This is a genomic window from Aestuariimicrobium sp. T2.26MG-19.2B (assembly GCF_950101875.1).
In the GTDB taxonomy this organism is placed as follows: Bacteria; Actinomycetota; Actinomycetes; order Propionibacteriales; family Propionibacteriaceae; genus Aestuariimicrobium; species Aestuariimicrobium kwangyangense.
In genome coordinates this window covers 97,745-122,958 of record NZ_CATNLW010000001.1, presented here as the reverse complement: position 1 = coordinate 122,958, position 25,214 = coordinate 97,745, and the positions used below count along the sequence as shown (strand labels likewise).

23 protein-coding genes and 1 pseudogene are annotated in these 25,214 nt (G+C 69.2%); 11 read left to right on the top strand and 13 right to left on the bottom strand.

Translation table 11 applies throughout. From position 1 onward, the window contains the following. Positions 1-2: 2 nt before the first annotated feature. The 5 genes from QQZ11_RS00585 to QQZ11_RS00565 all read right to left on the bottom strand — a co-directional run bounded on the left by QQZ11_RS00585 (position 3) and on the right by QQZ11_RS00565 (position 6,433). Positions 3-977 (bottom strand): hypothetical protein, encoded by a 975-nt coding sequence (locus tag QQZ11_RS00585; RefSeq protein WP_284548128.1) that lies wholly within the window; start codon positions 975-977, stop codon positions 3-5. After that, positions 974-1,699, bottom strand: a complete 726-nt coding sequence (locus QQZ11_RS00580; RefSeq protein WP_284548126.1) for a hypothetical protein — start codon at positions 1,697-1,699, stop codon at positions 974-976. The genes QQZ11_RS00585 and QQZ11_RS00580 overlap by 4 nt, the downstream gene beginning before the upstream one ends. Continuing rightward, positions 1,696-4,437 (bottom strand): cyanophycin synthetase, encoded by a 2,742-nt coding sequence (cphA, locus tag QQZ11_RS00575; protein ID WP_284548125.1) that lies wholly within the window; start codon positions 4,435-4,437, stop codon positions 1,696-1,698. The genes QQZ11_RS00580 and cphA overlap by 4 nt, the downstream gene beginning before the upstream one ends. A 55-nt stretch (positions 4,438-4,492) precedes the next feature. Then, the gene (locus tag QQZ11_RS00570) at positions 4,493-5,434 is read right to left on the bottom strand and encodes a cyanophycinase (RefSeq protein ID WP_022909818.1); all 942 of its coding nucleotides are present in this window, start codon (positions 5,432-5,434) and stop codon (positions 4,493-4,495) included. Between the two features lie 195 nt (positions 5,435-5,629). Beyond that, positions 5,630-6,433 carry a hypothetical protein gene (locus QQZ11_RS00565; protein WP_284548124.1) on the bottom strand — a complete coding sequence of 268 codons (804 nt, stop codon included), beginning with the start codon at positions 6,431-6,433 and terminating at the stop codon, positions 5,630-5,632. 31 nt (positions 6,434-6,464) lie between these two features. Here QQZ11_RS00565 and QQZ11_RS00560 point away from each other — a divergent pair, with 31 nt between their 5' ends. From QQZ11_RS00560 to QQZ11_RS00550, 3 genes and pseudogenes are all read left to right on the top strand, one after another. Next, positions 6,465-7,268, top strand: coding sequence for an ABC transporter ATP-binding protein (locus tag QQZ11_RS00560; RefSeq protein ID WP_284548123.1), 804 nt, complete (start codon positions 6,465-6,467; stop codon positions 7,266-7,268). A 3-nt stretch (positions 7,269-7,271) separates the two neighbouring features. Beyond that, positions 7,272-7,730 (top strand): NfeD family protein, encoded by a 459-nt coding sequence (locus tag QQZ11_RS00555; protein ID WP_284548122.1) that lies wholly within the window; start codon positions 7,272-7,274, stop codon positions 7,728-7,730. A gap of 79 nt (positions 7,731-7,809) precedes the next feature. Continuing rightward, positions 7,810-8,896 (top strand): annotated as a pseudogene (locus QQZ11_RS00550) (SPFH domain-containing protein); the annotation flags it as partial. A 243-nt stretch (positions 8,897-9,139) separates the two neighbouring features. Here QQZ11_RS00550 and QQZ11_RS00545 read toward each other — a convergent pair. After that, complete coding sequence (locus QQZ11_RS00545) at positions 9,140-10,198, bottom strand: bile acid:sodium symporter family protein (protein WP_446698794.1); 1,059 nt, start codon at positions 10,196-10,198, stop codon at positions 9,140-9,142. A 63-nt stretch (positions 10,199-10,261) separates the two neighbouring features. Between QQZ11_RS00545 and QQZ11_RS00540 the strand changes: the two genes are divergently transcribed. Beyond that, complete coding sequence (locus tag QQZ11_RS00540) at positions 10,262-11,086, top strand: TrmH family RNA methyltransferase (protein WP_284548121.1); 825 nt, start codon at positions 10,262-10,264, stop codon at positions 11,084-11,086. 29 nt (positions 11,087-11,115) lie between these two features. Here QQZ11_RS00540 and def read toward each other — a convergent pair whose 3' ends face one another. Genes def through QQZ11_RS00525 form a run of 3 tightly spaced genes read right to left on the bottom strand, consistent with a single transcriptional unit; the run spans position 11,116 to position 14,048 of the window. Beyond that, a complete protein-coding gene (gene def / locus QQZ11_RS00535) occupies positions 11,116-11,754 on the bottom strand; it encodes a peptide deformylase (RefSeq protein ID WP_284548120.1) in 639 nt (212 codons plus the stop codon). Further along, positions 11,751-12,995 (bottom strand): amidohydrolase, encoded by a 1,245-nt coding sequence (locus QQZ11_RS00530; RefSeq protein WP_284548119.1) that lies wholly within the window; start codon positions 12,993-12,995, stop codon positions 11,751-11,753. The genes def and QQZ11_RS00530 overlap by 4 nt, the downstream gene beginning before the upstream one ends. Before the next feature lie 18 nt (positions 12,996-13,013). Further along, on the bottom strand, positions 13,014-14,048 hold the full coding sequence (locus QQZ11_RS00525; RefSeq protein ID WP_284548117.1) for a lactonase family protein: 1,035 nt from the start codon (positions 14,046-14,048) through the stop codon (positions 13,014-13,016). Between the two features lie 35 nt (positions 14,049-14,083). On the opposite strand from QQZ11_RS00525, the gene QQZ11_RS00520 reads away from it, so the two are divergent. Then, positions 14,084-15,001 (top strand): tyrosine recombinase XerC, encoded by a 918-nt coding sequence (locus tag QQZ11_RS00520; protein ID WP_284548114.1) that lies wholly within the window; start codon positions 14,084-14,086, stop codon positions 14,999-15,001. Between the two features lie 30 nt (positions 15,002-15,031). Here the strand turns inward: QQZ11_RS00520 and QQZ11_RS00515 are convergent, their stop codons facing one another. Beyond that, positions 15,032-16,018, bottom strand: a complete 987-nt coding sequence (locus tag QQZ11_RS00515; protein ID WP_284548113.1) for a M23 family metallopeptidase — start codon at positions 16,016-16,018, stop codon at positions 15,032-15,034. A gap of 310 nt (positions 16,019-16,328) precedes the next feature. On the opposite strand from QQZ11_RS00515, the gene rpsB reads away from it, so the two are divergent. The 6 genes from rpsB (at position 16,329) to rlmN (ending at position 21,782) form a co-directional block, all read left to right on the top strand. Next, positions 16,329-17,288, top strand: coding sequence for a 30S ribosomal protein S2 (gene rpsB / locus QQZ11_RS00510; RefSeq protein WP_284548112.1), 960 nt, complete (start codon positions 16,329-16,331; stop codon positions 17,286-17,288). Between the two features lie 48 nt (positions 17,289-17,336). Next, complete coding sequence (gene tsf, locus QQZ11_RS00505; protein WP_284548110.1) at positions 17,337-18,149, top strand: translation elongation factor Ts; 813 nt, start codon at positions 17,337-17,339, stop codon at positions 18,147-18,149. A 141-nt stretch (positions 18,150-18,290) separates the two neighbouring features. After that, positions 18,291-19,004 (top strand): UMP kinase, encoded by a 714-nt coding sequence (gene pyrH, locus QQZ11_RS00500; protein ID WP_022909832.1) that lies wholly within the window; start codon positions 18,291-18,293, stop codon positions 19,002-19,004. Between the two features lie 50 nt (positions 19,005-19,054). Beyond that, the gene (gene frr, locus QQZ11_RS00495; RefSeq protein WP_026377855.1) at positions 19,055-19,609 is read left to right on the top strand and encodes a ribosome recycling factor; all 555 of its coding nucleotides are present in this window, start codon (positions 19,055-19,057) and stop codon (positions 19,607-19,609) included. A gap of 45 nt (positions 19,610-19,654) precedes the next feature. Continuing rightward, complete coding sequence (locus QQZ11_RS00490; RefSeq protein ID WP_026377856.1) at positions 19,655-20,536, top strand: phosphatidate cytidylyltransferase; 882 nt, start codon at positions 19,655-19,657, stop codon at positions 20,534-20,536. 88 nt (positions 20,537-20,624) lie between these two features. Continuing rightward, positions 20,625-21,782: a 23S rRNA (adenine(2503)-C(2))-methyltransferase RlmN gene (gene rlmN / locus QQZ11_RS00485; protein WP_051139709.1), complete on the top strand. Its 1,158-nt coding sequence runs from the start codon at positions 20,625-20,627 to the stop codon at positions 21,780-21,782. 18 nt (positions 21,783-21,800) lie between these two features. Here rlmN and QQZ11_RS00480 read toward each other — a convergent pair whose 3' ends face one another. The 3 genes from QQZ11_RS00480 to QQZ11_RS00470 form a co-directional block, all read right to left on the bottom strand. Beyond that, on the bottom strand, positions 21,801-22,349 hold the full coding sequence (locus QQZ11_RS00480) for an NUDIX hydrolase (RefSeq protein ID WP_284548108.1): 549 nt from the start codon (positions 22,347-22,349) through the stop codon (positions 21,801-21,803). Continuing rightward, positions 22,346-23,488, bottom strand: coding sequence for an LOG family protein (locus tag QQZ11_RS00475; RefSeq protein ID WP_284548106.1), 1,143 nt, complete (start codon positions 23,486-23,488; stop codon positions 22,346-22,348). The genes QQZ11_RS00480 and QQZ11_RS00475 overlap by 4 nt, the downstream gene beginning before the upstream one ends. A gap of 82 nt (positions 23,489-23,570) precedes the next feature. Next, positions 23,571-24,980: a serine hydrolase domain-containing protein gene (locus QQZ11_RS00470; protein WP_284548105.1), complete on the bottom strand. Its 1,410-nt coding sequence runs from the start codon at positions 24,978-24,980 to the stop codon at positions 23,571-23,573. Positions 24,981-25,214: the final 234 nt, after the last annotated feature.

Genomic DNA, 25,214 nt, shown 5'->3' with positions numbered 1-25,214 from the left:
GGTCACCGATCGGTGGCGAGGTCATGGAGCCGAACCGCCTCCGCGATGGCGTCGCTGGTGACCTGCGAGCAGCTACGCCCGTCACCCACGATGCGCGCCCCCGAGAGGTAGGACCCTCGTCCGACGTGCTTGAACGGCCCGATCACGACCTGGCGGAGTCGTCCGTCCTCGGCCGCACGTCGCCAGGACGACCGCCGCGAGATGCCGCGTCGTCCGGGGAAGACGACCAGGGGCAACCAGCGCGCCTGCCAGTCACGGCTGCCGACCAGATGCGTGAGACTGGCGACTCGGTCGATACCGGGGTCGGCGTTGAGCACGCCTCCCAGCGAGATGAGGTGCACCCTCGCCCCGGCCGCGGCCAGGTACCACGCGGCTCCTGCGGCGATCTGGGCGCCCCCGCTCCAGCCCAGCAGCACCACCGACGAACCCTCACCGGGACGATGGCCGGCCTCCCGCAGTTGCCTCCAGATCGTCGTCGCCACGCCGGCCGAGAAGACGGGGCCGTACCGCTCGTCGGCCGAGACCAGCACCTGGAAGACGTTGCGCAGGTTGATCACCAGCGACAGCAGCGACACGAGACCCCGTCGGCCCTGCAGTCGGACGAGGAACCGCCAGACGACCGAACTGCGCCGGTCGTCGGTCAGCCCCCGGTTGTCGACGGAGTAGGGGTAGATGGACGAGACCACGCGCAGGTCGCCGAAGGTCTGCTCGAGACGCTCGAGGATGGGACGTTCTGCCCGGGGCACCAGCCCGTCGTCGTAGCGGGCTACGCCCGACAGGTAGACCACGTAGCAGCGGGTGCGCGCCCTCGCAATGGATGGCCGACGGGGCTCGGACAGGGCAGCCGCGACCTCGAGACGCGCCTGCTGGGTCGCGGTTCGTCCCCGTCTGGACCACCAGACCAGCGACTCCAACGGCGAGACCAACCAGGCGAGCACCGCGAGCGCCGTGATCGCGGCCAGCACCTGCCCGATCACGGCTGGGTACCCTTCCCCGGCTTCGCCCGAGGGCCATGGGCAAGGGCGAGTTCCTCCGCCGCTGCGGGTGCGGACAGTTCGGCGAAGACCTGTTGGGCGCTGAGCAGGCGCCTCGTGCCGGTCAGCCGCCACCAGACCGCCTCCCGGACGACCGCCAGCGGGACGCGGACCACCGCCACCAGCACCTGACGGGCCAGCCAGGCGACGGTGACCAGCGCGAGTGACCACCACGGGAGTCCGGTGAGGTCTGAGACGAGCGACCACATCACCAGGAACTGCCACACGTGCAGCGCCCGCTCGAGCAGGGGACCGATGAACGGTGCGATGGCCACCCAGCTGAACCACAGCGGCGCCAGCGAGACCAGCACCACCTGCACCACCACCGTCAACGGCGGGGTCCGCACCGGCGAGACCAGCACCATCGCCCACAGCAGCAGACCCTGCACGGCGTGCGTCAGGATGGTCTGCACCCCCGACAGCAGGCCGGCCACGACCACACCGACGCCGCGGATGTTGTTGATCACCACCAGCCCGATGTCGCCGACCATTCCGGCGAGGGCCGCGACCAGGGGGATGGTGACGACCACTGACCAGGCCAGGGCGCCCGGGTGGCTGTCGAGCACCCCCGGTACCGTCAGCGAAGGTGAGCCGATGGGGTCGAGGCCGACCAGGTCTGCCCACGTGTGCAGGAGCAGCCGCCCCCACTGACCGAGGATGCTCACCCGTGGGGCGACTCGTGGTCGCTGGGGGTGGCCCGGTGTCCCTGGTTCTCGAGTTCTGCCATCACCCGGGCATGGGAGTCGGAGCAGATGACGACCAGGTCGCCCGGGGAGCTGAGGGACATCACGTGGCGGGTGGCCTCGAGTTCGTCGAGCACGACCTCCACCCGCTGGCAGCGGGCCCCCTTGGCCATGGCCTCTTCCACCCCCTCGACCGTCAGACGGGCGGTCTCACCCACCTGCCGGCCCCGGGTGCGGGCATCCTCGCGGACGACGACGTGGTCGAAGTGCCGGGCAGCCACTCGTCCCAGTTCGGCGATGTCGTCGTCGCGTCGGTCGCCTGCTGTGGCGATCACCCCGATGCGGTGCATGGGTCGTCCGGTCGTCTGTTCCGACTCCGCGGCAGTGCGGTCGACGAAGTCGCCCAGCATCACCATGCCCGGTGCGTTGTGGCAGTAGTCGATGATGACGGTCCGACCGTCCACGGTCACCTCGTTGAGCCGACCGGGGGCCAGGTAGTAGCTGGTCGAGAACGTGCGCAGCCCTTGGCGGATGTCGTGCAGGGAGGCCCCCGACGAGTACGCGGCGGCGGCCGCGGCCATGGCGTTCTGCACGTTCATCACGGCTCGCCCCCCGAAGGTCGAGGGCATCAGGTGGGTCCAGGCGATCTGCATCGAGCGGCGCCCGTCGCGCAGCATGATCCGGTCTCCCATCTCGGAGGAGTCGAGGACGACCGCCCGCCCGCCCCGACGGCAGTGGTCCTCGACCATGTCTCGCGAGGCCTCGCCCGGCTGGCGCATGCTGAACCAGACGACCCGTCCCGAACAGGCACGCCGCATGCCGGCCACGTTCGGGTCGTCGGCGTTGAGCACGGCGTAGCCGTGTCGGGGCACGGCCTCGACCACCACCTGCTTGACCGCCGCCAACTGCGCCAGGGTGTTGATCCCCCGGATGCCCAGGTGGTCGGGAGTGACGTTGAGCACAACGGCGACGTCGTTGTAGTCGTAGCCCAGCCCCTCACGCAGGATGCCCCCGCGCGCGACCTCGAGCACGGCGAAGTCGACCCGCGGGTTCTGCAGCACCATCCGGGCCGAGCGTGGTCCGGAGGCGTCGGCCTTGATCACCAGGCGTTCGTCGATGACCACACCATCGGTCGAGGTCATGCCGACCTTGCGACCGATCCCCTTGAAGATGTGGGCGATCATGCGGCTGGTGGTGGTCTTGCCGTTGGTGCCGGTGACCGCGACGATCGGGATCCGGCTCGGAGTGCCCGTCGGGAACAGCATGTCGATCACGGGCTTGGCGATGTACTGAGGGTCACCGATGGTCGGGTGCGTGTGCATCCGGAACCCCGGCGCGGCGTTGACCTCGCAGATGCCACCCCCGGTCTCACGCACGGGCTGGGTGATGTCGGGGCAGATGAAGTCGATGCCGGCGATGTCCAGGCCGATGATGCGGGCGGCTTCCTCGGCGATCTCGATGTTCTCGGGGTGGGCCTCGAAGGTGCGGTCGATGGAGATCCCACCGGTCGACATGTTGCCGGTCAGGGTCAGTTGCACCACCCGGCCGGGCTCGGGTACGTCATCCATGCCCATGCCCTGACCTGCAACCAGGTCGACGGCATCCTGGTCGATCCGGATGCGGGTGAGCACCTTCTCATGGCCCACACCTCGCCTTGGATCGGCGTTGGTCTGCTCGACCAGTTCGGTGATCGTGTGTCGTCCGTCGCCGACCACGTGGGCGGGAACACGCTCGGCGATGGCGGCGATCTGGCCGCCGATCACCAGACAGCGGTAGTCGCGGCCCGTGATGAAGCTCTCGACGATCATCACCCCACGCTTCGACTCGGCCCGTGATGCCTCCCAGACGTCGGCGATCGCCTGTTCGTCGGCGAGGTTGAGCTTCACCCCTCGTCCGTGGTTGCCGTCGAGGGGTTTGATGACCACGGGGTAGCCGATGCGGCGGGCCTCCCGCTGGGCCTCGGCCAGGGTGCGCACGGACGCGGATCGGGGCACGGGCAGACCGGCGTTGCCCAGCAGTTCCAGGGTGAGGTGCTTGTTGGAGGCGATGTCGACGGCGATGTTCGAGGTGCGCGAGGTCATGGTGGCGCGGATGCGCTGCTGGTGCACTCCCTGGCCCAACTGGATGAGGCTGGCGGAGTTCAGCCGCTGCCAGGGGATGTCACGGCTGACGGCCTCGTCGACGATGGCCTGGGTCGAGGGGCCCAGGGCGTACCGCTCGGCGGTGCGGGCCAGGGAATCGATCTCGGTGCCGAGATCGAAGCCGGGTTCGGCGCTGACCAGGTGGTTGACGAGTCGGACTGCGAGTTCGCCGGCGGCCAGGCCCACGAACTCGTCCTGGTAGGCGTAGATCACGTTGTACTTGCCCGGTTCCCCCTTCACCGAACGGGTCTTGCCGCGGCGCGCGTCATGCCCGACCTGGGTCTGCAGTTCGATGGCCACGTGCTCGGTCACGTGCCCCAGCCAGGTGCCCTCGTGCAGGCGCTCCACGAATCCGCCCTTGCGGCCGCGTGAACAGTGGTGGTTCCACAGGCCCGGCAGCATCGCGTACAGGGTGTCTGCGAAACCGGGAAGGGTGTCGGTGGGGAACTGCTCCAGCACCCCGAGGTCGACGACCAGTTGAACCACCTTGCGGTAGTGCCAGACGTTGGGTCCCCGGAAGACTCGGGACGACTCGATCCGCAACTCCGGTGCCGGCACGGTGGTGGTGGTCTCGCTCATGGGCTGCATCTTTCCACGACTGTTCCCGGCGGGGGAGCGCTGGTGGTCGGCGCCCTCAGCTCGCCTCCGCGCTGGGACGACGGCGCGACTTGCGCTTCTCGTAACCGAAGGTGTCAGCCCCCTCGGACGCGATGTCGCGGGCCAGTTGGCGCAACGACTCGGCTGCCGCCGTGATCTCGCGCTTCTCGCTCAGGGGCACCTTGGGGATGTGGGGACGGTAGGTGCGCGAGGCCATGTGGAACTGTTGACCGGCGGGGAGCACGTGCATGGTGACTCCCGAGACCAACAGCGGTTGGGTCTGCTGCGCTGTGGGGGCGTCCGAGATGGCATGGGACCCGTCGACGATGGTCACCGCGCCGCGGCCGACGACGGTCATCAGGCCATCGTCGGTGAACACCGCGGCCGTGTCCTCATCGACCCCCAGGCCGAGCAGCGAGGGTGACTGGGCCACGAGGGCCAGCAGGCGCCCGTAACGATTGCGCTGGGCGAAGTGCTGGTCGAGGATCACTCCCGGCACGAGTCCCAGTCCGCCGGCCATCTGGCCCATGCGTTGCTTCGGGGTGGGTCCGGCCGCTCCGAAGGCGATCATGTGTTCCGCCAGGATCGAGCACCCGGCCGAGGTGCCACCGACGACTGCGCCTCGTTCGTGGGCTCTCAGGATGGCCTGGCCGACGGGGGTACCGGTGATCACGGCCGTGAGCTTCAGTTGGTTGCCCCCGGTCATGAACACGCCGGTGGCGCGGTCGATGCGTTCCACGAGGGCCGGGTCATCCGACTCGAGGCGGGTCTGTGGCCTGACCTCGAGCACTTCCTGTGCCCCCAGTGAGGTGAAGGCCGCGTCGTAGACGTCCATCACCTCGGGGCCGAGGGAGGAGGCGGTGGGGATGACGACGATCCGCGCGTTGGCACCCCCGGCAGCCTTCAGGAACGCTCGCAGCACGGTGCGGCGACTGAGTTTGGCCTCGGCGCCGCCGATGGCGAAGATCGGTCCCGACATGCGTTCCACCCTAACGGGTGGGCGATGGTGCGGCGGTGTGGCGCATGGGCGCAGGGGCAACTTCATCCCGTGGCGCTTCCGACCACCGTCGGCCATTGCTGGCGATCCGAAACCGTGCGAGGGCCCCCGATGTTGCTCGCGCCAGGCAAGTTCTCCAGCCCTGCAACGGTTGTGGATCGCTGATCGGGAGGCTCCTCAGCGCATGGCGTGGCTGGGCCAGCTCACGCAGGCCTGCACGACGTCGTGGCAGACGTCGACCAAGGAGCCGAGTTCGCGCTCCCGGGTGAGCACCCCGTGGGAGTGCAGCACCTCGTCCGGGCGGGACAGGGCGGCGCGACAGGCGTCGAGCACCACCAGGGCGCGATCAAGCAGCACCTGCGACGAGTCGGGATAGGCCGGGCCGAGCCGCACGGTGCTGGTCGAGGAGGGTCTGGTGCCCCCGCTCACCCCGAGGGACTGCAGTCGCGCGGCGGCCGCCACCAACGCCGTGGTGAGGGAGCGGGAGGCCTCCGAGGGCGTCAGTTCGACCAGCGGACGATCCGCCCGCCACAGCCGCCACTGCACCGCCTCGGTCTCGGGGAAGCCCAGCAGGTGCGGGAGCCAGGCCGCGCCTCCTGCGTGGGGCACCACCACCGCGGCCGTCAGGTCGTCGTCCCCCGTTGCTGCCAGGAGGGCGGCCTCGGTCAGCGGCCGCGGGCCCCTCAGGCCGCCGGATCGTCCGTGGCGGGGGAGGGCCACCGCCCAACAGGCACCCTCACCGGCCTCGCGCACGGCTCTGGTGAGGGCCACCCGCACGGTGCTGGCGGGCTCGCCGAGACCCAACACGTCGTCGGGGTCGGTGACGTGCATGACCAGCCCGTTGCGGAGCAGCGCGTGCTCGACCTCGGGCACGTTCACCACCTGCGCTGACGCCGAGTTGAGCCCCGCCGCCAGTCGCAGCGCCTCGATCAACAAGGCTCGTCCATCGCCATGGCCGCAAGGGTAGTGCGTGGTCGTCATGGGGCACCCGCGCTCGGGTAGGTTGGAGGGTATGAGCGTGGTCGTGGAACTGGACGGTGTCGGTGTCGTGCGTGGCAGGGCGACCTTGCTCGACGACATCAACTGGACGGTCCGCGAGGGTGAGCGCTGGGTCATCATCGGCCCCAACGGGGCCGGCAAGACCACGCTGTTGCAGATCCTCGCAGCGCAGATGTTCCCCTCCCGGGGTTTGGTGGGGCTGCTGGGAGAGGTGATGGGCACCGTCGACGTCTTCGAGGTGCGTCCCCGCATCGGCATGACCTCCGCTGCGCTGGCCGACCGCGTGCCCCGCGGCGAGGCCGTCGACAATGTCGTGATGAGCGCCTCCTATGCGGTGCTCGGTCGCTGGGTCGAGGAGTACGACCCGCTCGATGTCGAGCGCGCCGGTGACCTGATGAGGCAGATGCGGGTCGACCACCTCGTCGACCGCACCTTCGGCACCTTGTCGGAGGGCGAGCGCAAGCGCGTGCTGCTGGCGCGCGCCCTGATGACCGATCCCGAACTGCTGCTCCTGGACGAGCCTGCCGCGGGTCTCGACGTCGCCGGCCGCGAGTCGCTGGTCGGCACCCTGTCGGAGATCTGCACCGATCCCTACGCTCCTGCGACGGTCTTGGTGACCCATCACGTCGAGGAGATCCCCGAGGGGATCAGCCACGCGCTGCTGCTCAAGCAGGGACGGGTGGTGGCGGCCGGTCCGATCGACGAGGTGCTCACCTCCGAGACGATGACCCAGACCTTCGACCTTCCCCTCACGGTGGCCGTCGACCATGGGCGCTGGACGGCCCGCGCGGCGCGCCAGGGTCAGCGAGTCGGGTGAGCCATGGGTGAGTGGTTCCGCGAACATGCCTGGGCCGCCTGGTTGATGGTGGGCCTGGTGCTCGCGGGCGCCGAGATGCTGACGCTCGACCTCACCCTGCTCATGCTCTCGGGAGGGGCGTTCGCAGCTGCGGGCGTCGCCGTGTTCCTCCCGCATGCCTGGCTGGTCCAGGTGATCGTCGGGGTGGTGGTGGCGCTGGCCATGCTGCTCGGTCTTCGTCCGACCCTGCTGGCCCGGATGCGTCGGGCGCCCGGGTACCGCAACTCCATCAGCAAGCTGGTGGGCTCGACTGCTCTCACCACCCGGGCGATCTCGCACTCCGACGGCGAGGTCAAGGTGAACGGCGACACCTGGACCGCGCGCAGTTACGACCCCAAGGTCACCATCGAGGTGGGCGAACGCGTCGAGGTGTACGAGGTGGACGGCACCACCCTCGTGGTCTACCCGGCCGATCGCCCATGACGACCGATCGCCAGTGAAGACCGAGTGCCGGTGAAGCCCGATTGCCAGTGAACAGGTTCGACGAGGAACGAGGAACTCCATGGAATACGTGATCGCCATCGTGCTGATCGGCGTGCTGCTGATCGTGCTGGCGCAGTCGTTGAAGATCGTGGGGCAGCAGCGCGTTGCCCTGGTGGAACGCATGGGCAAGTTCCGGGCAGCCCTCGAGCCGGGGCCGCACCTGATCGTGCCGATCATCGACCGAGCCAAGTACACCCTCGACATGCGTGAGCAGGTGCAACCCTTCCCGCCGCAGGGGGTGATCACCGAGGACAACCTGATGGTCTCGATCGACTCGGTCATCTACTTCCAGATCGTCGACCCGGTGCGCGCCGCCTACGAGGCGCAGAGCTACCACGTTGCCATCGAGCAGCTCACCATGACCACGCTGCGCAACATCATCGGCGGCATGGACCTGGAGGCGGCCCTGACCAGCCGTGAGGAGATCAACCAGCGTCTCCGTGCCGTCCTGGACGAGGCCACCGGCAAGTGGGGCATCAAGGTCAACCGGGTGGAGCTGCGGGCCATCGAGCCGCCGGCAACGATCCGGGACGCCATGGAGAAGGGCGCCAGGGCCGAACGCGACAAGCGCGCCCAGATCCTGATCGCCGAGGGCCAGCGGCAGTCGCAGATCCTCTCCGCCGGGGGTGACCGCGAGTCGGCCATCCTGCGAGCCCAGGGTGAGCGGGAGGCGCAGGTGCTGCGTGCCCAGGCCGATCGACAGGCCCAGATGCTGCGGGCCGAGGGTGAGGCCCAGGCCATCACCACCGTCTTCAACGCCATCCACGCCGGCCAGCCCGACCAGGGCCTGCTGGCCTACCAGTACCTGCAGATGCTGCCGACTCTGGCCCGAGGCGACTCCAACAAGATGTGGATCGTGCCGTCGGAACTCAACGACGCCCTCAAGGGTCTCGGTCAGGTGATGGGTGGCGGTTCGTCCGGTGAGAACCCGGCCGTGGGCGGGGTGCCGGCCGCGGCTCCGGTGAAGGCCTCGGGACCGTTCACCGCACCGGAGAAGATTGACGTCTTCGCCGAGATCGAGCAGCAGAAGGCCGATGAGAAGCAGCGCTCCGACGAAGCGGTGCAGAAGGCCATCCGCGAGGCTGCGGAGTTGGAGAACCCGAACGCGATCCGCCGGGGTGCGCAGCGCCGTCAGCCGGCGGCGGTCCAGCCGTCGCAGTCACCCGAACAGCTCACCCAGTCGAGCGAGCCTGCCGACCAGAGCCTGGTGCAGCACGACATGGGACATGTCGATCCCGATCCGTTCTCCAGCCACGGGCCCCAGTTCCAGGAGCAGCCCTCCGACTACCAGGGGCGGCAGGCCTACCAGTCGAGCCCGCAGAATCCGTGGGCCCAGCCCGGGGCACAGATCAGCGAGCAGCAGCCGGGTCAGCCGATCCCGCCCCGTCAGGACGAGCCGCGTCAGGACGAGCCGGGTCAGGGCTGACCGTTCCAGCGGCGACGTGTGCCCTGGCCAGTCGTCCGGCGATGGCTCCACAGGCCATCAGCTGGGCCTGGTGGAAGACCATCAGGGGCAGCACGATCAGGCTGGCCGGCGTCTGCGTGCCCGCGAACAGCACGGTCGCCATGGGCAGCCCGGAGGCCAGCGACTTCTTCGTCCCGCACATCATGATGGCGATCCGGTCGGGGCGGCTGAACTTCATCCAGCCCGAGCTGTACCAGGTGAGCGACAGCATGCCCGCCAGCACGACCAGACTGACGAACAGCACCGCCAGCAGGTCGATCACCGAGACCTGCGACCAGATGTGCTCGCGTCGACCGGCCGAAAAGGCGTTGTAGACCACCAGCACGATGACGCCTTGGTCAACGAACTTCAGTGCCTTCTTGTTGCGGTCGACGAACCCTGCCGTCCAGCGACGGGAGAGTTGCCCCACCACGAACGGCACCAGGATCTGCAGCACGATGTCGAGGATCGAGGAGGGGTCGATGTGAAGGCCGCCCGCCCCCATCAGCAGCAGGACCAACGCGGGGGTGAGCACCACGCCGATCAGGTTGGACGCCGAGGCCGCGACGACGGCACCCGCGACGTTGCCGCCCGCGACCGAGGTGAAGTTGATGGACGACTGGACCGTCGACGGCACCAGCGTCAGGTAGAGCAGCCCCATGGCCAGGGCAGGGGTGGTGAACGTCGGCGCGATCGCATGGATCGCCAGACCCAGCAGCGGGAACAACACGAAGGTGAATCCGAGGATCACCGAGTGCAGCCGCCAGTGCTTGAGCCCGGCGATGGCCTGCTCGGGGTGCAATCGGGCGCCGTAGAGGAAGAACAGCAGGGCGATCAGCGCTGTGGTGCCGTGGTCGAACAGGGGCACGGCCACCCCCCGAGCGGGAAGCAGGGTGGCGATCACCGCCGAGGTCACGATGGCGAGCAGGAAGGTGTCGAGCCGGAGGCGCTTGAGCAGGTTCATCGTCGACCGAGCCTACGCCCCGCCGCGGTGGCTGGCCCAGCCCGAGTCGATAGCCTCGTCCGGGTGGCGACCTATCAGGAACTGACCGACCCCGACGATCCCCGTCTGGCTGACTACGTGAGTCTGCGCGACACCCAACTGCGCAAGAGCCTCGAGGCCGCGAACGGCTTCTACATCGCCGAGGGGCACAAGATCATCCGGCGGGCGATCGAGTCGGGTCACCATCCGCGCTCGGTGGTGCTGGCGCCCCGCTGGATCGAGGGTCTGCGCGATGTTCTCGACCCGATCGACGTGCCCGTGCACGTGGTCACCGAAGCCCTGGCCGAGCAGGTGACCGGATTCCACGTGCACCGTGGGGCCCTGGCCGCGATCGAGCGGCCCACCGGACACGACGACCTGGCGGCCCTGCTGCACCAGGTGCAGTGGGGTGCCGGCCCTCGCTCCCGGATCGCCGTGCTCGAAGACCTCGTCGACCACTCCAACGTGGGGGCGGCCTTCCGCAGTGCGGTGGCGCTGGGGGTGGATGCCGTGGTGGTCACCCCACGCTGCGCCGACCCGTGGTACCGCCGCTCGATCAAGGTCTCGATGGGTGCGGTCTTCCAGGTGCCGTGGGTGCGCGCCGATCCGTGGCCGTCGGGCATCACGCAACTGAAGGAGGCGGGCTACTTCGTGGCGGGCATGTCGTTGGGGGAGGGCTCGATCAGTCTGGATGAACTGGTGGCCCAGGACCACTCGCGGCTCGTGATGATCTTCGGCAACGAGGGGCACGGTTTGACCCCGGCCACCGACGCCCTCATCGACGCGCGGGTGACGATCCCGATGATGGGTGGGATCGACTCCCTCAACGTGGCGGCCTCATCGGCCGTCGCGTTCTACGCGACTCGGTAGATGCCCCCAGGTGGCGGCGCCACCTTCCCTCAGACGGTGTCGTGCACCTCGTGCGGGGCGAGTTTCGGGTTCACGGGCCAGTCGTCGGGGTAGCGGTCGGCGAGGTCGTCCTTCTGCTGGTCGAGCAGCCGCCGCGAGCGAGCCGACAGGCGGTCACCGAAGACCGTGCCGAAGCAGTGGTCCGACTCGTGCTGCAGACAGCGCGCGAACAGTCCCGTGCCGACCAGCGTGACGTCCTCACCGAAGGCGTCCTGGCCGGTGCAGGTCGCCCGATCCGGACGAGCCAGCGGCTGGTAGGCGCCCGGCCAGGACAGGCATCCCTCCTCGGTCGACTCCAGCTTGCGGTCGCGTCCCTCGGGGAGGGTGACCGACGGGTTGCACACGACACCGACGTGGCGGACGCCGTCATCGTCGGGGCAGTCGTAGACGAAGACGGCCAGGTCGACGCCCACCTGGGTGGCGGCCAGACCGACACCTTCAGCGGCTTCCATGGTGGCGAACATGTCACGGAGCAGGGCGTGCAGGTCGTCGTCGAACTCGGTGACCGGACGAGTCCTGGCGTGCAGCACGGGCTCGCCCCACCGGGTGATCCGCCGGACGGACCCTCCGGTGAGGAGGTCCTCCAGGGTGCGCGCTGTCGCTGAGTTGGGGACGGGTTCGGTGCTCATCGGCGTCCTCGCTGCGGGGGCTTCACGGTGCTGCCCAAGGTCGAATAGGGGTCGAGGGTGACGCCCTCGGCGGTCTCGTCGTCCCAGGTGTAGACCTGCCGGCCGTCGACCCACACGGTCTCGACCCGGCTGTAGATGTCGAGCGGGTCACCGCTCCACAGCGCCAGGTCGGCATCCTTGCCGGTCTCGATCGAGCCGACCCTGTCGTCCAGCCCGAGGATGCGGGCCGGGTTGATGGTGACCGACTCGATGCCGGTGCGCCGGTCGAGGCCCTCCTTGACGGCGAGGATCACCTGGTAGATGAGGAAGTTGATGGGGATGACGGGCGCGTCGGTGGTGATCGCGATCTGCACCCCGGCCCGGGCGAGATGGCCCGGGTTGGCCAGAGAGCGCTGGTTGACCTCCCACTTCGAGCGCGACGTCATCAGCGGTCCGATGACCACGGGAAGGTTCCGCTCGGCGATCAGGTCGGCGAGCAGGTGGGCTTCGGTGCCGTGGTTGATGACGAGTTTGTAGCCGAACTCGTCCGCCAGCCGGATGGCGGTGGCGATGTCGTCGACCCGGTGCGTGTGCTGGCACCAGGGCAGACCGTTCTCGAGCACCTGCACCAAGGTCTCGAAGGTGAGGTCGCGGTCGAAGGGCTTGCCCTCGGACTCCGCATGCTTCTTGCGAGCCGAGTAGTCCTGGGCCTTGGTGAAGGCCTCGCGCAGCACGGCCGCGACACCCTGACGGGTCGTGGGCAGCACCTTGCGCTCCTGGCCGTGGAAACGCTTGGGGTTCTCGCCCAGGGCCGACTTCACCGAGACGGGCTGCTTGAACACCATCTCGTCGACCATTCGCCCCCAGCACTTGATCGCAACCGTCTGGCCACCGATCGGGTTGGCCGAGCCCGGCTTGACCACCATCGAGGTGACCCCACCCGACAAGGCGTCCCGGAACCCCTCATCCGAGGGATGGATGGCATCGAGGGCGCGGAACCGCGCTCCGTTCACCTCGGTGCCCTCGTTGGTGTCATTGCCGGCCCAGCCGATGCCCTCCTCGTGGATGCCGACGTGGCCGTGGGCCTCGACCAACCCGGGCAGCAACCACCGACCCCCGGCGTCCACCACCTCGGCGCCCTCGGGCACCTGCACGTCAGTACCTGAGGCGGAGATCTTGCCGTTCTCGACGATCACAGTGCCGTCGAAGGGTTCCCCCACGACAGGCACCACATGGGCATTGGTGATGGCGATGACACTCATGGGACCAACCTAGCCAAGTCAGCGGAACAGCAGCGCGCCCGGAGCCTCCACGGACGTCCGCGAGGCGAGGCGCCAACTGCAGGTCTCGGAGTCCAGCCCTCGCCGGGTGAAGCAGCACACGTCACCCGTGCCCTGATTGGCCACCCAGATGTCTCCTTCGTGGACGACGACGTCGCGTGGGTGGTCACCCCCGCAGTCGAACTCGTCGGCCAGCACCAGTTGTCCCGACTCGTGCCACTCGAGCACGCCGAGGGTGTTGATGCGACGGTTCGCGACCACCAGGGTCTGCTCGTCGAGCAGGCGCAGGGCGGATGGTTGGGCCTCCCCGACCAAGGTGCCCTGCACCTGTGAGACGCGCTCCCAACCCGTCGTCCAGTCCGGGGAGCCGCCAGTACCGTCGTGATGCCGATAGGAGGCGACGTTGCCATCCAGTTCGCCGCCGACGGCCACCTGGGTCTGTGCGCCATGCGGGCCGTTCACGCGTCGGACGACCAGGTGCCGCGGCCCGAAGCCGGGAGTCGTGGTGATCTTGCCCACCTGCCTGAGGTGACCGTCGAGCCAGCTCACCACCCGGATGGCGTCGGCGCCGAGGTCGCACACCAGCAGGTGTTCCTCGTCGAGCCAGACGGCCTGATGGGCATGCGGGGCCTCCTGCCGGTCGGGGACCACACCTGACTGGCCGCCGAAGCGCACGACGGTCGCGTCCCCCCAACCGCCCTCGACCAGGGGGACGACGGCGAGCGACCCCGAGCTGTAGTGGGCGATGGCGACCGCGGAGCCGTCGGGGGACAAGGAGGCATGGCAACCGTCCAGTCCCGACGTGTCGCGACGTGATCCCACGGTGATGCCGTCGGCGTTGACGTCGAGTCGCACCAGGGGCGAACCCTGGGTGTGAGAGGCGGCCACCACATGGTCCCCGGCCTCGACCAGCCAAGTCGGGGAGGGCACCGCGGCCTGCGCGATCGGGGTGAGCTGGTGTCCGTCCACCCCGAACAACTGCAGGCCGCCGACCCCGGACTCGTCCGTGAAACAACCCACCAGCAGCGTGCTCATGCGCCCAACCTAGCCCGATTGGGCACACTGGACCGGTGACTGTGCCCGCTTCGCTCGCCGACGGTCTGGCCGAGTTCGACACCTGGCTGCGGATGGACCGTCAGCGCAGCGACCACACCCGCCGCGCCTATGGGGGAGACCTGGCCGCGCTGGCACTGTGGCTGCACGAACGCGAGCTCAGCGACTGGTCGGCGGTCGAGCTGCGGGACCTGCGTGCCTGGCTCGCCGACCAGGTCGCGGACGGGGCCGCGGCAGCCACCCTGCAGCGACGGTCAGCGGCCGTCCGGGTGTACTTCCGGTGGCTGCACGCCGAGGGCATCGTGGCCCTCGACGTGGCCGCCGGACTGAAGTCACCCAAGGTGCCCCGACGGCTTCCCCCGGACGTGAGCATCACCGAGCTCAGCCAGTTGTTCGAGGCGGCCATCACACACGCCGGTGAGGAACCGGGACCAGGGACGGCTCGCGACCTCGCCCTGCTCGAGGTGCTCTACGGCTCGGGGATCCGGGTCGGTGAGCTCTGCGGGCTCGACGTGGACGACCTGGATTCCGATCGCGGAACCCTGCGAGTGCTCGGCAAGGGGAACAAGGAGCGCACGGTGCCGCTGGGTGAGCGGGCCGGGCGCGCGGTGCGCGCATGGCTGGCGGTGAGGGGCGAGTGGGCCGTCGCTGCCTCGGGCCCGGCACTGTTCCTCGGTCGGCGCGGCGCCCGGCTCGACCCTCGCGTGGCCCGACGTGTCGTCCATCGCGCCTTCGAGGCCATCCCTGACTCGCCCAACCTCGGCCCGCACGGTCTGCGTCACGCCATGGCCACGCACCTGCTCGAGGGAGGAGCGGATCTGCGCAGCGTGCAGGAGATGTTGGGTCACGCATCCTTGGCCACCACGCAGCTCTACACCCACGTCACCTCCGAACGGTTGAGGGCTGCCTTCCGGCAGGCGCACCCGCGCGCCTGAGCGCAACCACCTCCGCTGCGGTGCCGGGCGTCACTGTGGGGTCACCAGCCAACTGGGATCGACCAAGGTCTGCTCCCGCCAGGCCATGACGTGCAGGTGGCAGCCCGTCGACCAGCCGGTCGTCCCGACCAGTCCGACCTGCTGCCCCGCCTCGACCCGCTGGCCGACGGCGACGTTGACCGCGGCCAGATGCGCGTAGCCCGTGCGGGTGCCCCCATGGTCGACGATCACCCGATTGCCGTAGGCCACGTGACGTTCGGCCACCAGCACGGTGCCGGCCAGCGCAGAGCGCGCCGGCGCCCCGCAGGGGGCGCCGATGTCGACCCCGTCGTGCAGCTTCCACACGTGCAGCACGGGGTGCAGGCGCATGCCGAAGCCCGAGGTCACCGGACCATCCGCCGGGCGGGTGCTGCCCCTGGCCAGCCACGGCAGGCCGACCGGCACGGGTGTCACCACCGCCTCCTCCGCCCACGCCGCCCCGTCCGTCTCCACCGGGCGAGGTGTCGCGCCCGCGGGCAACAGACGGACCTGATTCGGCCGCACCGGGGCGGGGGCGCCCCGACTGTGGGACAGGGGGTCGAGGTAGGTCTCACCTTCGATGAGTCCCCAGTGCAGACCGTCGTGGCGGTCGACCACAGCTTGCACGCGACCGATCACCTGGCCTCGGCGGACGCGCTGACCCGCGCTCACCACGGCCTCCACCGGCTCGTAGGTGGTGCGCAGCCTGGTGGCGGGCTGATGGGTGATGGCGACGACGCCTCGGCCGGCGATCGTCCCTCGGAAGGAGATCACCCCATCGGCTGAGGCACGCACGGGTTCGCCCGCTGCGGCTGACAGGTCGACCCCCCGGTGCCCCGCGCCCCAGCGCTCACCGGGTGGGGCGAACCCTCGAGTGACCCGCCCCCCGACAGGGTGGTCCAGGTCGATCGCCGGTGCGGCAACCGCAGCGGAGCCGCCGGCGGCCCCCAGAAGGATGGCGGAGAGCAGGACGAGCACGATTCGATGACGGATTCCCACGCCCCAGTTGTGCCCATCGAGAGGCCAGACGTCCCGGTGGGACGACCCGCCTGTGGACAACGCCTGGGGGTCGATCAGGGCTGTGGACAACCCCTCCTCGCCCGATTGGCGCACCCGACGGCCACGACCTAGAATGGCCGAGGCGATCGGTGCCTCGGCACCGCTCGACTTCACGTGCAGACCACCAGTCCTGGCCGAGGTCCCCGCTCGCGGGGTGGCCGTTGCTGCTGCACCAGGCAGTGTCGAACAGTTCGACACGGTGAAACCGAACCGGGCGCAGTCACCGCTGTGCCCACAGAAAGGACCGGCCATGGCCGTCGTCACCACCCGCCAGCTGCTCGAGAGCGGCGTTCACTTCGGGCACCAGACCCGTCGTTGGAACCCGAAGATGAAGCGCTTCATCTTCACCGAGCGCAACGGCATCTACATCATCGACCTGCAGCAGTCGCTCACCTACATCGACAAGGCCTACGCCTTCGTGCGTGAGACCGTCGCCCGCGGCGGCCAGGTGCTGTTCATCGGCACCAAGAAGCAGGCCCAGGAGGCCATCGCCGAACAGGCGACCCGTGTGGGCATGCCCTACATCAACCAGCGTTGGCTGGGTGGCATGCTGACCAACTACCAGACCGTGATCAAGCGCGTGCAGCGCCTCAAGGAGCTCGAGGGCATGGACCTCGACACCCAGACCTCGGGTGGACTCACCAAGAAGGAGAACCTGGGCCTGAAGCGCGAGCGCGACAAGCTCTCGAAGACCCTCGGTGGCATCCGCGACATGGCCCGCACTCCTCAGGCGGTGTGGATCGTCGACACCAAGAAGGAACACCTGGCCGTCGACGAGGCTCGCAAGCTGCACATCCCCGTGATCGGCATCCTCGACACCAACTGTGACCCTGACGAGGTCGACTTCCCGATCCCCGGCAACGACGACGCGATCCGCTCGGTTGCGCTGCTCACCCGCATCATCGCCGACGCCGCCGCCGACGGCCTGATGGCGCGTTCGGGCCAGGGCGCCTCCGGTGAAGAGGCCGAGCCCATGCCCGACTGGGAGCGTGACCTGCTCGCTGGCGAGACCAACCGCGAGGGCTCCGTCGAGTCGCCCGCGCAGGCCGAGGTCGCGGACCCGCAGGCCGGTCAGCTGAACGCCGACGTGGCCGAGGCTGCACCCGCTGAGGAGGCTCCCGCCGCAGACGAGGCTGCCGCCGCCGACGAGGCTCCTGCCGAGGAGACCCCCGCCGACGAGGCCGCCACCGACGCTCCCGCCGAGGCCTGATCACACCGGTTCACCGGTACACCCACAACAGATAGGGACACATCGCACATGGCTATCACTGCCGCTGATGTCAAGAAGCTCCGCGACGCCACCGGCGCGGGCATGATGGACGCCAAGAAGGCCCTCACCGAGGCGGACGGCGATTTCGACAAGGCCATCGAGATCCTGCGTGTCTCGGGACAGGCGAAGGCTGCCAAGCGTTCCGACCGCGATGCCTCGAACGGGCTCGTTGCCGCCACCGGCACCACCCTCATCCAGCTCGCCTCCGAGACCGACTTCGTGGCGAAGAACGAGGAGTTCGTCGCCTTGGCGAACCAGATCGTCGCCGCCGTCGACGCCGCCAAGGTGAACGGCAAGGAGGCGGCCGGTCAGGTCAAGCTGCCTTCCGGCCAGACCGTGGACGAGGCCGTGCAGGCCCTGGCCATCACCATCGGCGAGAAGCTCGAGTTGGCCGAGGCCGTGCACTTCGAGGGTGACTCGCACATCTACCTGCACCGTCGTGCGGCCGACCTGCCCCCGCAGGTCGGGGTGATCGTGGAGTACACCGGCGATGAGGCCATCGCCCATGGTGTCGCCCTGCACATCGCCGCCATGAGCCCGGTCTACGTCACGCGTGACGAGGTGCCCGCCGAGACGGTCGAGAACGAGCGCCGTATCGCCGAGGCCACCGCTCGCGAGGAGGGCAAGCCCGAGGGCGCCCTGCCCAAGATCGTCGAGGGTCGCGTCAACGGCTACTTCAAGGACGTCGTCCTGGTCGACCAGGAGGCCACCGTGACCGAGGACAAGAAGTCCATCGGCAAGTACCTGCAGGAGAACGGCACGGGCGTCTCACGCTTCCGCCGTCTGGCTGCCGGCGCCTGATCGTCCGCAGTTCCCGGTCCTGCCCCGCCCCCGCCCAGGGGAGCGGGGCAGCTCCGTTTCTGCCGCGGCAGGCCACTCGCGCTAGGCTGGTCGCCGCCTGCCGGACTGCATCCACCTCTCCCGAGGTCAGCTAGGAGAACCATGACCAACCCGTACAAGCGCGTGCTGCTGAAGCTCTCCGGAGAGGTCTTCGGCGGTGGCCAGTTGGGGGTCGACCCACGGGTCGTCGCGTCCACGGCGCAGCAGATCGCCGAGGTGGTCAAGTCCGGCGTCCAGGTCGCGATCGTGGTCGGGGGCGGCAACTTCTTCCGCGGCGCCGAACTGCAGCAGCTGGGTATGGAGCGCGACCGCGCCGACTACATGGGCATGCTCGGCACCGTGATGAACTGCCTCGCACTGCAGGACTACTGCGAGAAGGCCGGCATCGACACCCGCGTGCAGACCGCGATCACCATGGGTCAGGTGGCCGAGCCCTACATCCCTCGCCGCGCCGAACGCCATCTCGAGAAGGGTCGCGTGGTCATCTTCGGTGCGGGTTCCGGGATGCCCTACTTCTCCACCGACACGGTGGCCGCCCAGCGCGCCCTCGAGATCGGGGCCGACGTCCTGCTGATGGGCAAGCAGGGCGTCGACGGTGTCTACGACTCCGACCCGAAGACCAACCCCGATGCGGTCCGGTTCACTGACCTGAGCTTCGACGACTACCTCAGTCGAAACCTGAAGGTGGCCGACGCCACGGCCATCAGCCTCGCCCGCGACAACGGCCTCGAGATGATCTTCTTCAACCTCGACGTGCCCGGGAACATTGCCCGCGCCGTTGCCGGCGAGAACATCGGCACCGTCGTCCACCGCTGACCGAATCGGCCTTTCAACCCCTAGCCAACGCAACGAAGGAAGCTGACGTGATCGCTGACATCCACAAGGACGCCGAGCAGAAGATGGACTCGGCCATCGAGTTCGCTCGTGACGAGTTCGGTGCCATCCGCACCGGGCGCGCCCACCCGTCCATGTTCAACAAGCTGATGGCCGACTACTACGGCGCCCCCACCCCTCTGCAGCAGCTGGCCACCTTCCAGGTGCCCGAGGCGCGGGTGGTGCTGATCACTCCCTACGATCGCTCCGCCATGAACGCAATCGAGCGGGCCATCCGCGACTCCGACCTGGGCGCCAACCCCTCGAACGACGGCAACATGATCCGCCTCGTGCTGCCCTCCCTGACCGAGGAGCGACGCAAGGAATACATCAAGATGGCGCGCAACAAGGCCGAGGAGGCCCGGGTCTCGGTGCGCAACGTGCGTCGCAGCGCCATGGACCAGGTGAAGAAGTTGGTCAAGGACAAGGAGATCGGCGAGGACGAGGCCAGCCGGGCCGAGAAGGCCCTCGACGAGGTCACCAAGAAGCACACCGACCAGATCGACGACCTGCTCAAGAGCAAGGAAGCCGAGCTGCTCGAGGTCTGAGCCGAGCCCTGTGCTCGGTTCGGCCCGTCAGCGACCCGGTTACCCATGACTCACGTGACGCCGACGTCAGCGGCGACCCCCACACCCCACAGTCGGGCTGGCCGCAACCTGCCCTCAGCCATCGGCGTGGGCGTTGCCCTGTCGGGCGCCGCCCTGATCACCCTGCGTTGGTTCCACTGGGGGTTCGTGGGCATCACGGCCCTCGCGCTCGCGCTGGGTGCGGTCGAGGTGAACCGGGCGATGTCGCGGATCGGGATGACGGCTGCGGTCAAGCCGATCGTCGCGGCCGCCTTCCTGATCCCGCTGGGCAGCTACTGGGCCGCCAGGCACCCGGAGAGCGGCTTGAGTTCCAATGCGCTGTTGTTGGCGATGCTGGCCCTGACGGTGCTGGTGGCCCTGGTGTGGAGACTGCCGGGTGGGCCGCAGGGCTTCGTCAAGGACGCCGCCGCCTCGGTCTTCATCATCGGCTACCTGCCGCTGCTCGGCTCGGCCGTGGCGCTGATGCTGGCCGGTGACCTGGGTGCCCAGCGCATCGTTGCCTTCCTGTTCTGCGTGATCGCGAACGACACGGGCGGCTACCTGTTCGGGGTGCTCTTCGGACGCACCCCGATGGCGCCCACCATCAGCCCCAAGAAGACCTGGGAGGGGTTCGCGGGGTCGGTGATCTCCGGCGTGGCGGTGGGCGTGCTGATGGCGACGTGGTTGCTGCACGTCGACTGGTGGGTGGGGGTGGTGCTCGGGGTGACGATGGTGGCCTTCGGTACGGCCGGCGACCTGATCGAGTCGATGATCAAGCGCGACGTGGGCATCAAGGACATGTCGAGCTTCCTCCCGGGCCATGGTGGCATCATGGACCGTCTCGATTCCTTGTTGGTCGCCGCCCCGGTGGCCTGGCTCGTGATGTACCTGTTCGTGCCGGGAGGCTGACGTGACCGATCTCGACCGTGATGTGGACGCCGTCGTGCCCGACGAACGCAACCGGGCTCGTCCGGGTCGCAACCATGCCGCCCCGCCTCTGCCCGCCGAACCCCTGGCGGAACCGGGCAAGGCGCTTCCGCTGGTCTTCACCGCCCCGAAGAGGAACAAGCCGGCCCGGCACTGGATCGACCTGACCGCCGACGAGCGCACCCAGGCTGTGGTGGACCGAGGGCACAAGCCGTTCCGCGCCAAGCAGCTCAATCACCAGCTGTTCGAGAAGCACAACACCGACCCGGCCGCCTGGACCGAGATCCCCGCGGCCGCGCGGGACCAACTCGCTGCCGACCTGTTCCCCTCACTCCTGACCGAGGTCAGCACCCAGACCGCCGACCAGGGCGCCACCGTCAAGACCCTGTGGCGCCTCCACGACGGGTCCCTGGTCGAGTCGGTGCTGATGCGCTACGCCGCCACCGACACCTCGTCCGGTCGCTCCACCCTGTGCGTGTCCTCGCAGGCCGGTTGTGGCATGGCCTGCCCGTTCTGCGCCACCGGTCAGGGTGGGTTGCAGCGCAACATGTCGAGCGGCGAGATCGTGGCCCAGGTGATCGACGCCGCCGGGCGCCTCGGCCGCGGAGAGGTGACCGGCGGGCCAGGGCGACTCAACAACGCCGTGTTCATGGGCATGGGGGAGCCGCTGGCCAACTACAAGGCCGTGATGGGGGCCGTCCGCACCATGACCACCCCCGGTCCCGATGGCCTGGGCATGAGTGCCCGCGGGGTGACCGTCTCGACGGTCGGCCTCGTGCCCCGCATCCACCAGCTCGGCGACGAGGGCATCCCCGTGACCCTGGCCCTGTCGCTCCACGCACCCGACGACGAGCTCCGCGACGAACTGGTGCCGATCAACACGCGCTGGAAGGTCGACGAGGTGGTGGACGCCGCGTGGGACTACGCCCGACGCACCAAGCGCCGCGTCAGCATCGAGTACATCCTGATCAAGGACATCAACGACCAGGCCAGCCGGGCCGACCTGCTCGCCCAGGTGCTGAAGAAGCGGGGCGACTGGTCGTGGGCGCACGTGAACCTGATCCCGCTCAACCCGACTCCCGGGTCGAAGTGGACCGCCAGCCGCAAGTCGGACGAGCGCGAGTTCGTCCGCCGGTTGGAGGCGCGAGGCGTGCCCGTGACGGTGCGTGACACCCGGGGCCGCGAGATCGACGGCGCCTGCGGGCAGCTGGCGGCCAGCCAGCGCTGAGCCTGCGGCGGCCCGTGATCAGGTGAGGGAGGCGCGGGCGCGCTCCACCAGCCGGGCCAGGTGGCGGAGTTCGTCTGCCGCGTCGTCCAGGTGGAACCAGGCGACGTCGGTGGATTCCTCCGAGACGGTTGGCACGGCATCCCCCGGCACCAGGGTGGCGTAGCGCACGTCCAGGTGCTCCTGGCAGACGCCGAACGAGCCCACCAACAGGTGCGCGTCGAGTTCGACGGGCACCAGCGGCCTCTCGAGCACGAGCCCTGACTCCTCCGACCCCTCCCGGCGGGCGGCGGCCTCCAGTGAGGGATCCTCCTCCTCGAGGTGGCCGCCGAACTGCAGCCACTGGCGGGCCCGCCGGTGGTGGGTGAGCAGCACCCTCTCGAGGGTGTCGTCGAGCACCAGCACCGAAGCGGTCAGGTGGGCGGGCAGGACGCCCTTGACGAGGGCTCGCTGCCCTTCACTCGCCAGCAGGGCGAGGTAGCGGGTGCGCAGCTGTTCCTGCTCCAGGTCGCCCCTCGGCCAGTCCTCCAGCGCTCGCACCACGTCTGTGGTCACCGTCGCCCAGCTCATCCGTGATCCTTTCCCAGCAGCACCTCGGCCGCCTCCTCGATGGTGTCGACCAGATGGATGTGGCCACCCATGGCCCGACCGTCCCCCAGCGACTGGAGCAGGGGCCACGCCGGCAGGGTCCTGGTCCAGTGTTCGACGCCGACGAGAACCATTGGTGAGGGCCGGGTCTCGTCGGCCGCGTAGTAGTTCCCGGTGGCGGCCTGGAAGATCTCCTGCACGGTGCCCGCGGCACCCTCGAGGTAGATGAGACCGCGGCGGCAGTGGGCGAGCAGCGTGTCCTCGCGCAGGGCGTTGGAGAAGAACTTCGCGATGTGGCTGGCGAAGGGGTTGGGCGGCTCGTGTCCGTAGAACCAGGTGGGCACGCCGATGCTCGTGCCGGTCGCGTCGAACCGCTCCCGCACCTCGAATGCCGCGCGCGCCCACGCGGTGATGCCCTGCCCGCCTTCGGCACGGGGGCGGAAACTGGGGACCCTTCCCAGGTCGTCCACGGCCGCGTCGATCCGGTCGTGCGGCACGGGGTCGCCGTTGGTGATCAGCGAGGCACCCAGGTTGGCGGCCTCCATCGCGCCGGGTCCACCGCCGGTGAGCACCGTCAGACCCGCCCGGGTGAGTTCGGCCGCCAGATGGGCTGCCGCACGGTAGGACCCGGACCCGCGTTCGGAGGCGTGCCCGCCCATGATCCCCAGCGTGTTGGCGGGGGAGAGGGTCGCCTCGAGTTCGTTCAGTGCGTCAGAGATCGCGTGGTCGTGCAGCGACATCGCCAGCGTGTTCGCCAGCGCTTCAGCGGCGGGACGCTGCTGCCACGCGTACACGAGGGCATCGGGGGTACGTGAGTAGTGCTCCTGCAGCCCGGAGTAGAGCTCCTCGGGGGTGTAGAGGGCTCCCCGATAGGGACGAAACGGCAGCCGGGGCAGCTCGGGGAAGACCAGCGCGCCCCTGGCCCGCAGGTCGGCGTCGGCCTCGGGGGTGAGCTGGCAACCGAGGAACACGGCGTGGTTGACGGGGCGCTCCGACAGCTGCTGGGTTCGCTCGCGCAGGTCGATGCCCTGCAGGGCGACGCGGCTCAGACCTCGGGGAGGCATGGCCGCAAGCCAGCTGTCGAAGTCGTCCAAGGACTGCAGTTCCACCAGATGGGGCATGGCGCCACCCTAGTCAGCCCGCCGGGCGGTCACCCCGGGGCCACTCGACCGGACCACAACCCCCCCGGGCCCATGACCGCCCTCAGCGGTCCCAGCCGTCGGGCAACGAGATCCCCTTCAAGGTGTCCTCTCCCAGCGGTTGGGCGTTCCACGAGAAGCTGCCGCGGTCCGTGTCGCCGGGGAAGTCGAGCAGGGCCGTGTGCGGCGTGTTGAGGCAGGCGAGCCTCACCCGCAGCACGCCCGACTCGTCGACGGCGCCCGCAGCCGAGACATCGAGCGATGACCCGTCCCAGCGCATCACCGAGTCACGCCAGTGCCCATGGCCGACCGGGATCCGGTGGTCGACCCCGTCGAGGTCGCTCCACCCGATCAGCCAGCCGTCACCGTCGCTGGCCACCCGGGCTGCGCCTCGGTCGGCGATCGTCCCCGACCAGGCCGCGAAGTCGGCTGATCCGGTGGGGACCGGGACGATGGCCGCGGGCTCGGGTGCCTCGAGCGAGTCGAGGGCGGGCAGCAGGATCTGACGCACCTGGTCGATGGTGACCTGCATGTCGCCGACGAGGCTGGTGATCACCACCGCCAGCTTCTGGTCGGGCCAGATCAGTCCGTACTGACCGTAGGCACCGTCGGCACGGTGGCCGCCGTCGCGCCCACGCCACACCTGCCAGCCGTAGCCCTGGGCCCAGTCACTGTCGGGTGAGGGGTTGGCGGCGGCGTTCTCGACCCTCTTGATCGCGTACTGGTCGATCCAGCCCTGGGGCAGCAGCTGCTCCCCGTCGTGGGCGCCGCCGACAGCGACGCCGCCGTTGGCGACCAGCCCGATGAAGCTCGCCAGTGTGCGCGGCGAGACATGGTTGCCCGAGAACCCGAAGGCGTTCCCGTCGGGGTCGCTGGCCCACCAGCTCGGCTCGCAGTCGAGCTTGTCGAGTACTTCACGGCGCATCAGGTCGTGCACGCTCGTCCCGGTGGCACGGGCGACGGCCAGGGCAACCGTGTAGGTGCACAGCTGGTTGTAGCAGAAGGTCTCGCCGGGGGTTCCGTCCGGCTCGTGGCGCAGGAACTCACCGATGCCGGAGGAGTCCAGCGTCCAACGGCCGTTGAACAGCTCGATGGTGTCGAAGGTGTGCCCCGAGGCCATCGACAGGCAGTGACCCAGCGTGATCGTGCGAGCCTTGGGGCCCACCCTGTCGTCCAGGTGTTCGGGGAACAGGTCGATGACGAGATCGTCCTCGCTCAGCAGTCCGCGCTCACGGGCGATGCCGAAGGCGGCCGAGGTGAACGTCTTGCTCATCGAGTACACCAGGCTGGCCCGATCCAGGGTCCAGGGGGCGACCCCGAACTCGACGAGCCTGACTCCGTCCTTCACGACCGTGAGCGAGTGGAGCTCACATCCGGCCGCCTGCTGCGCATCCCTGAACTGCTGAATGGCGGGGACGTGCTGGATGGCGGGGACGTGCTGCTGGGCGGGGGACTGCTCGATCGGATCTGACATGCCCCCATCCAACCGGTATCCGTCCGCCCGGGCACAGGGGACCACCGGTTGGGCGTGTCGGGTTCGGCACACGCGGTCGCTGGGACGAATCCTTGCGCTCGGCCCGCTGGTGGCAGGATCTGAGTCCATGGTCACCACTGTCCCCGAGCCGTCCACCACGGAACCGTCCGCTGCAGGGTCGTCCACTGGGTCGTCCACTGGATTGTCCACTGGGGACGCCTCGACCGGGGCGTC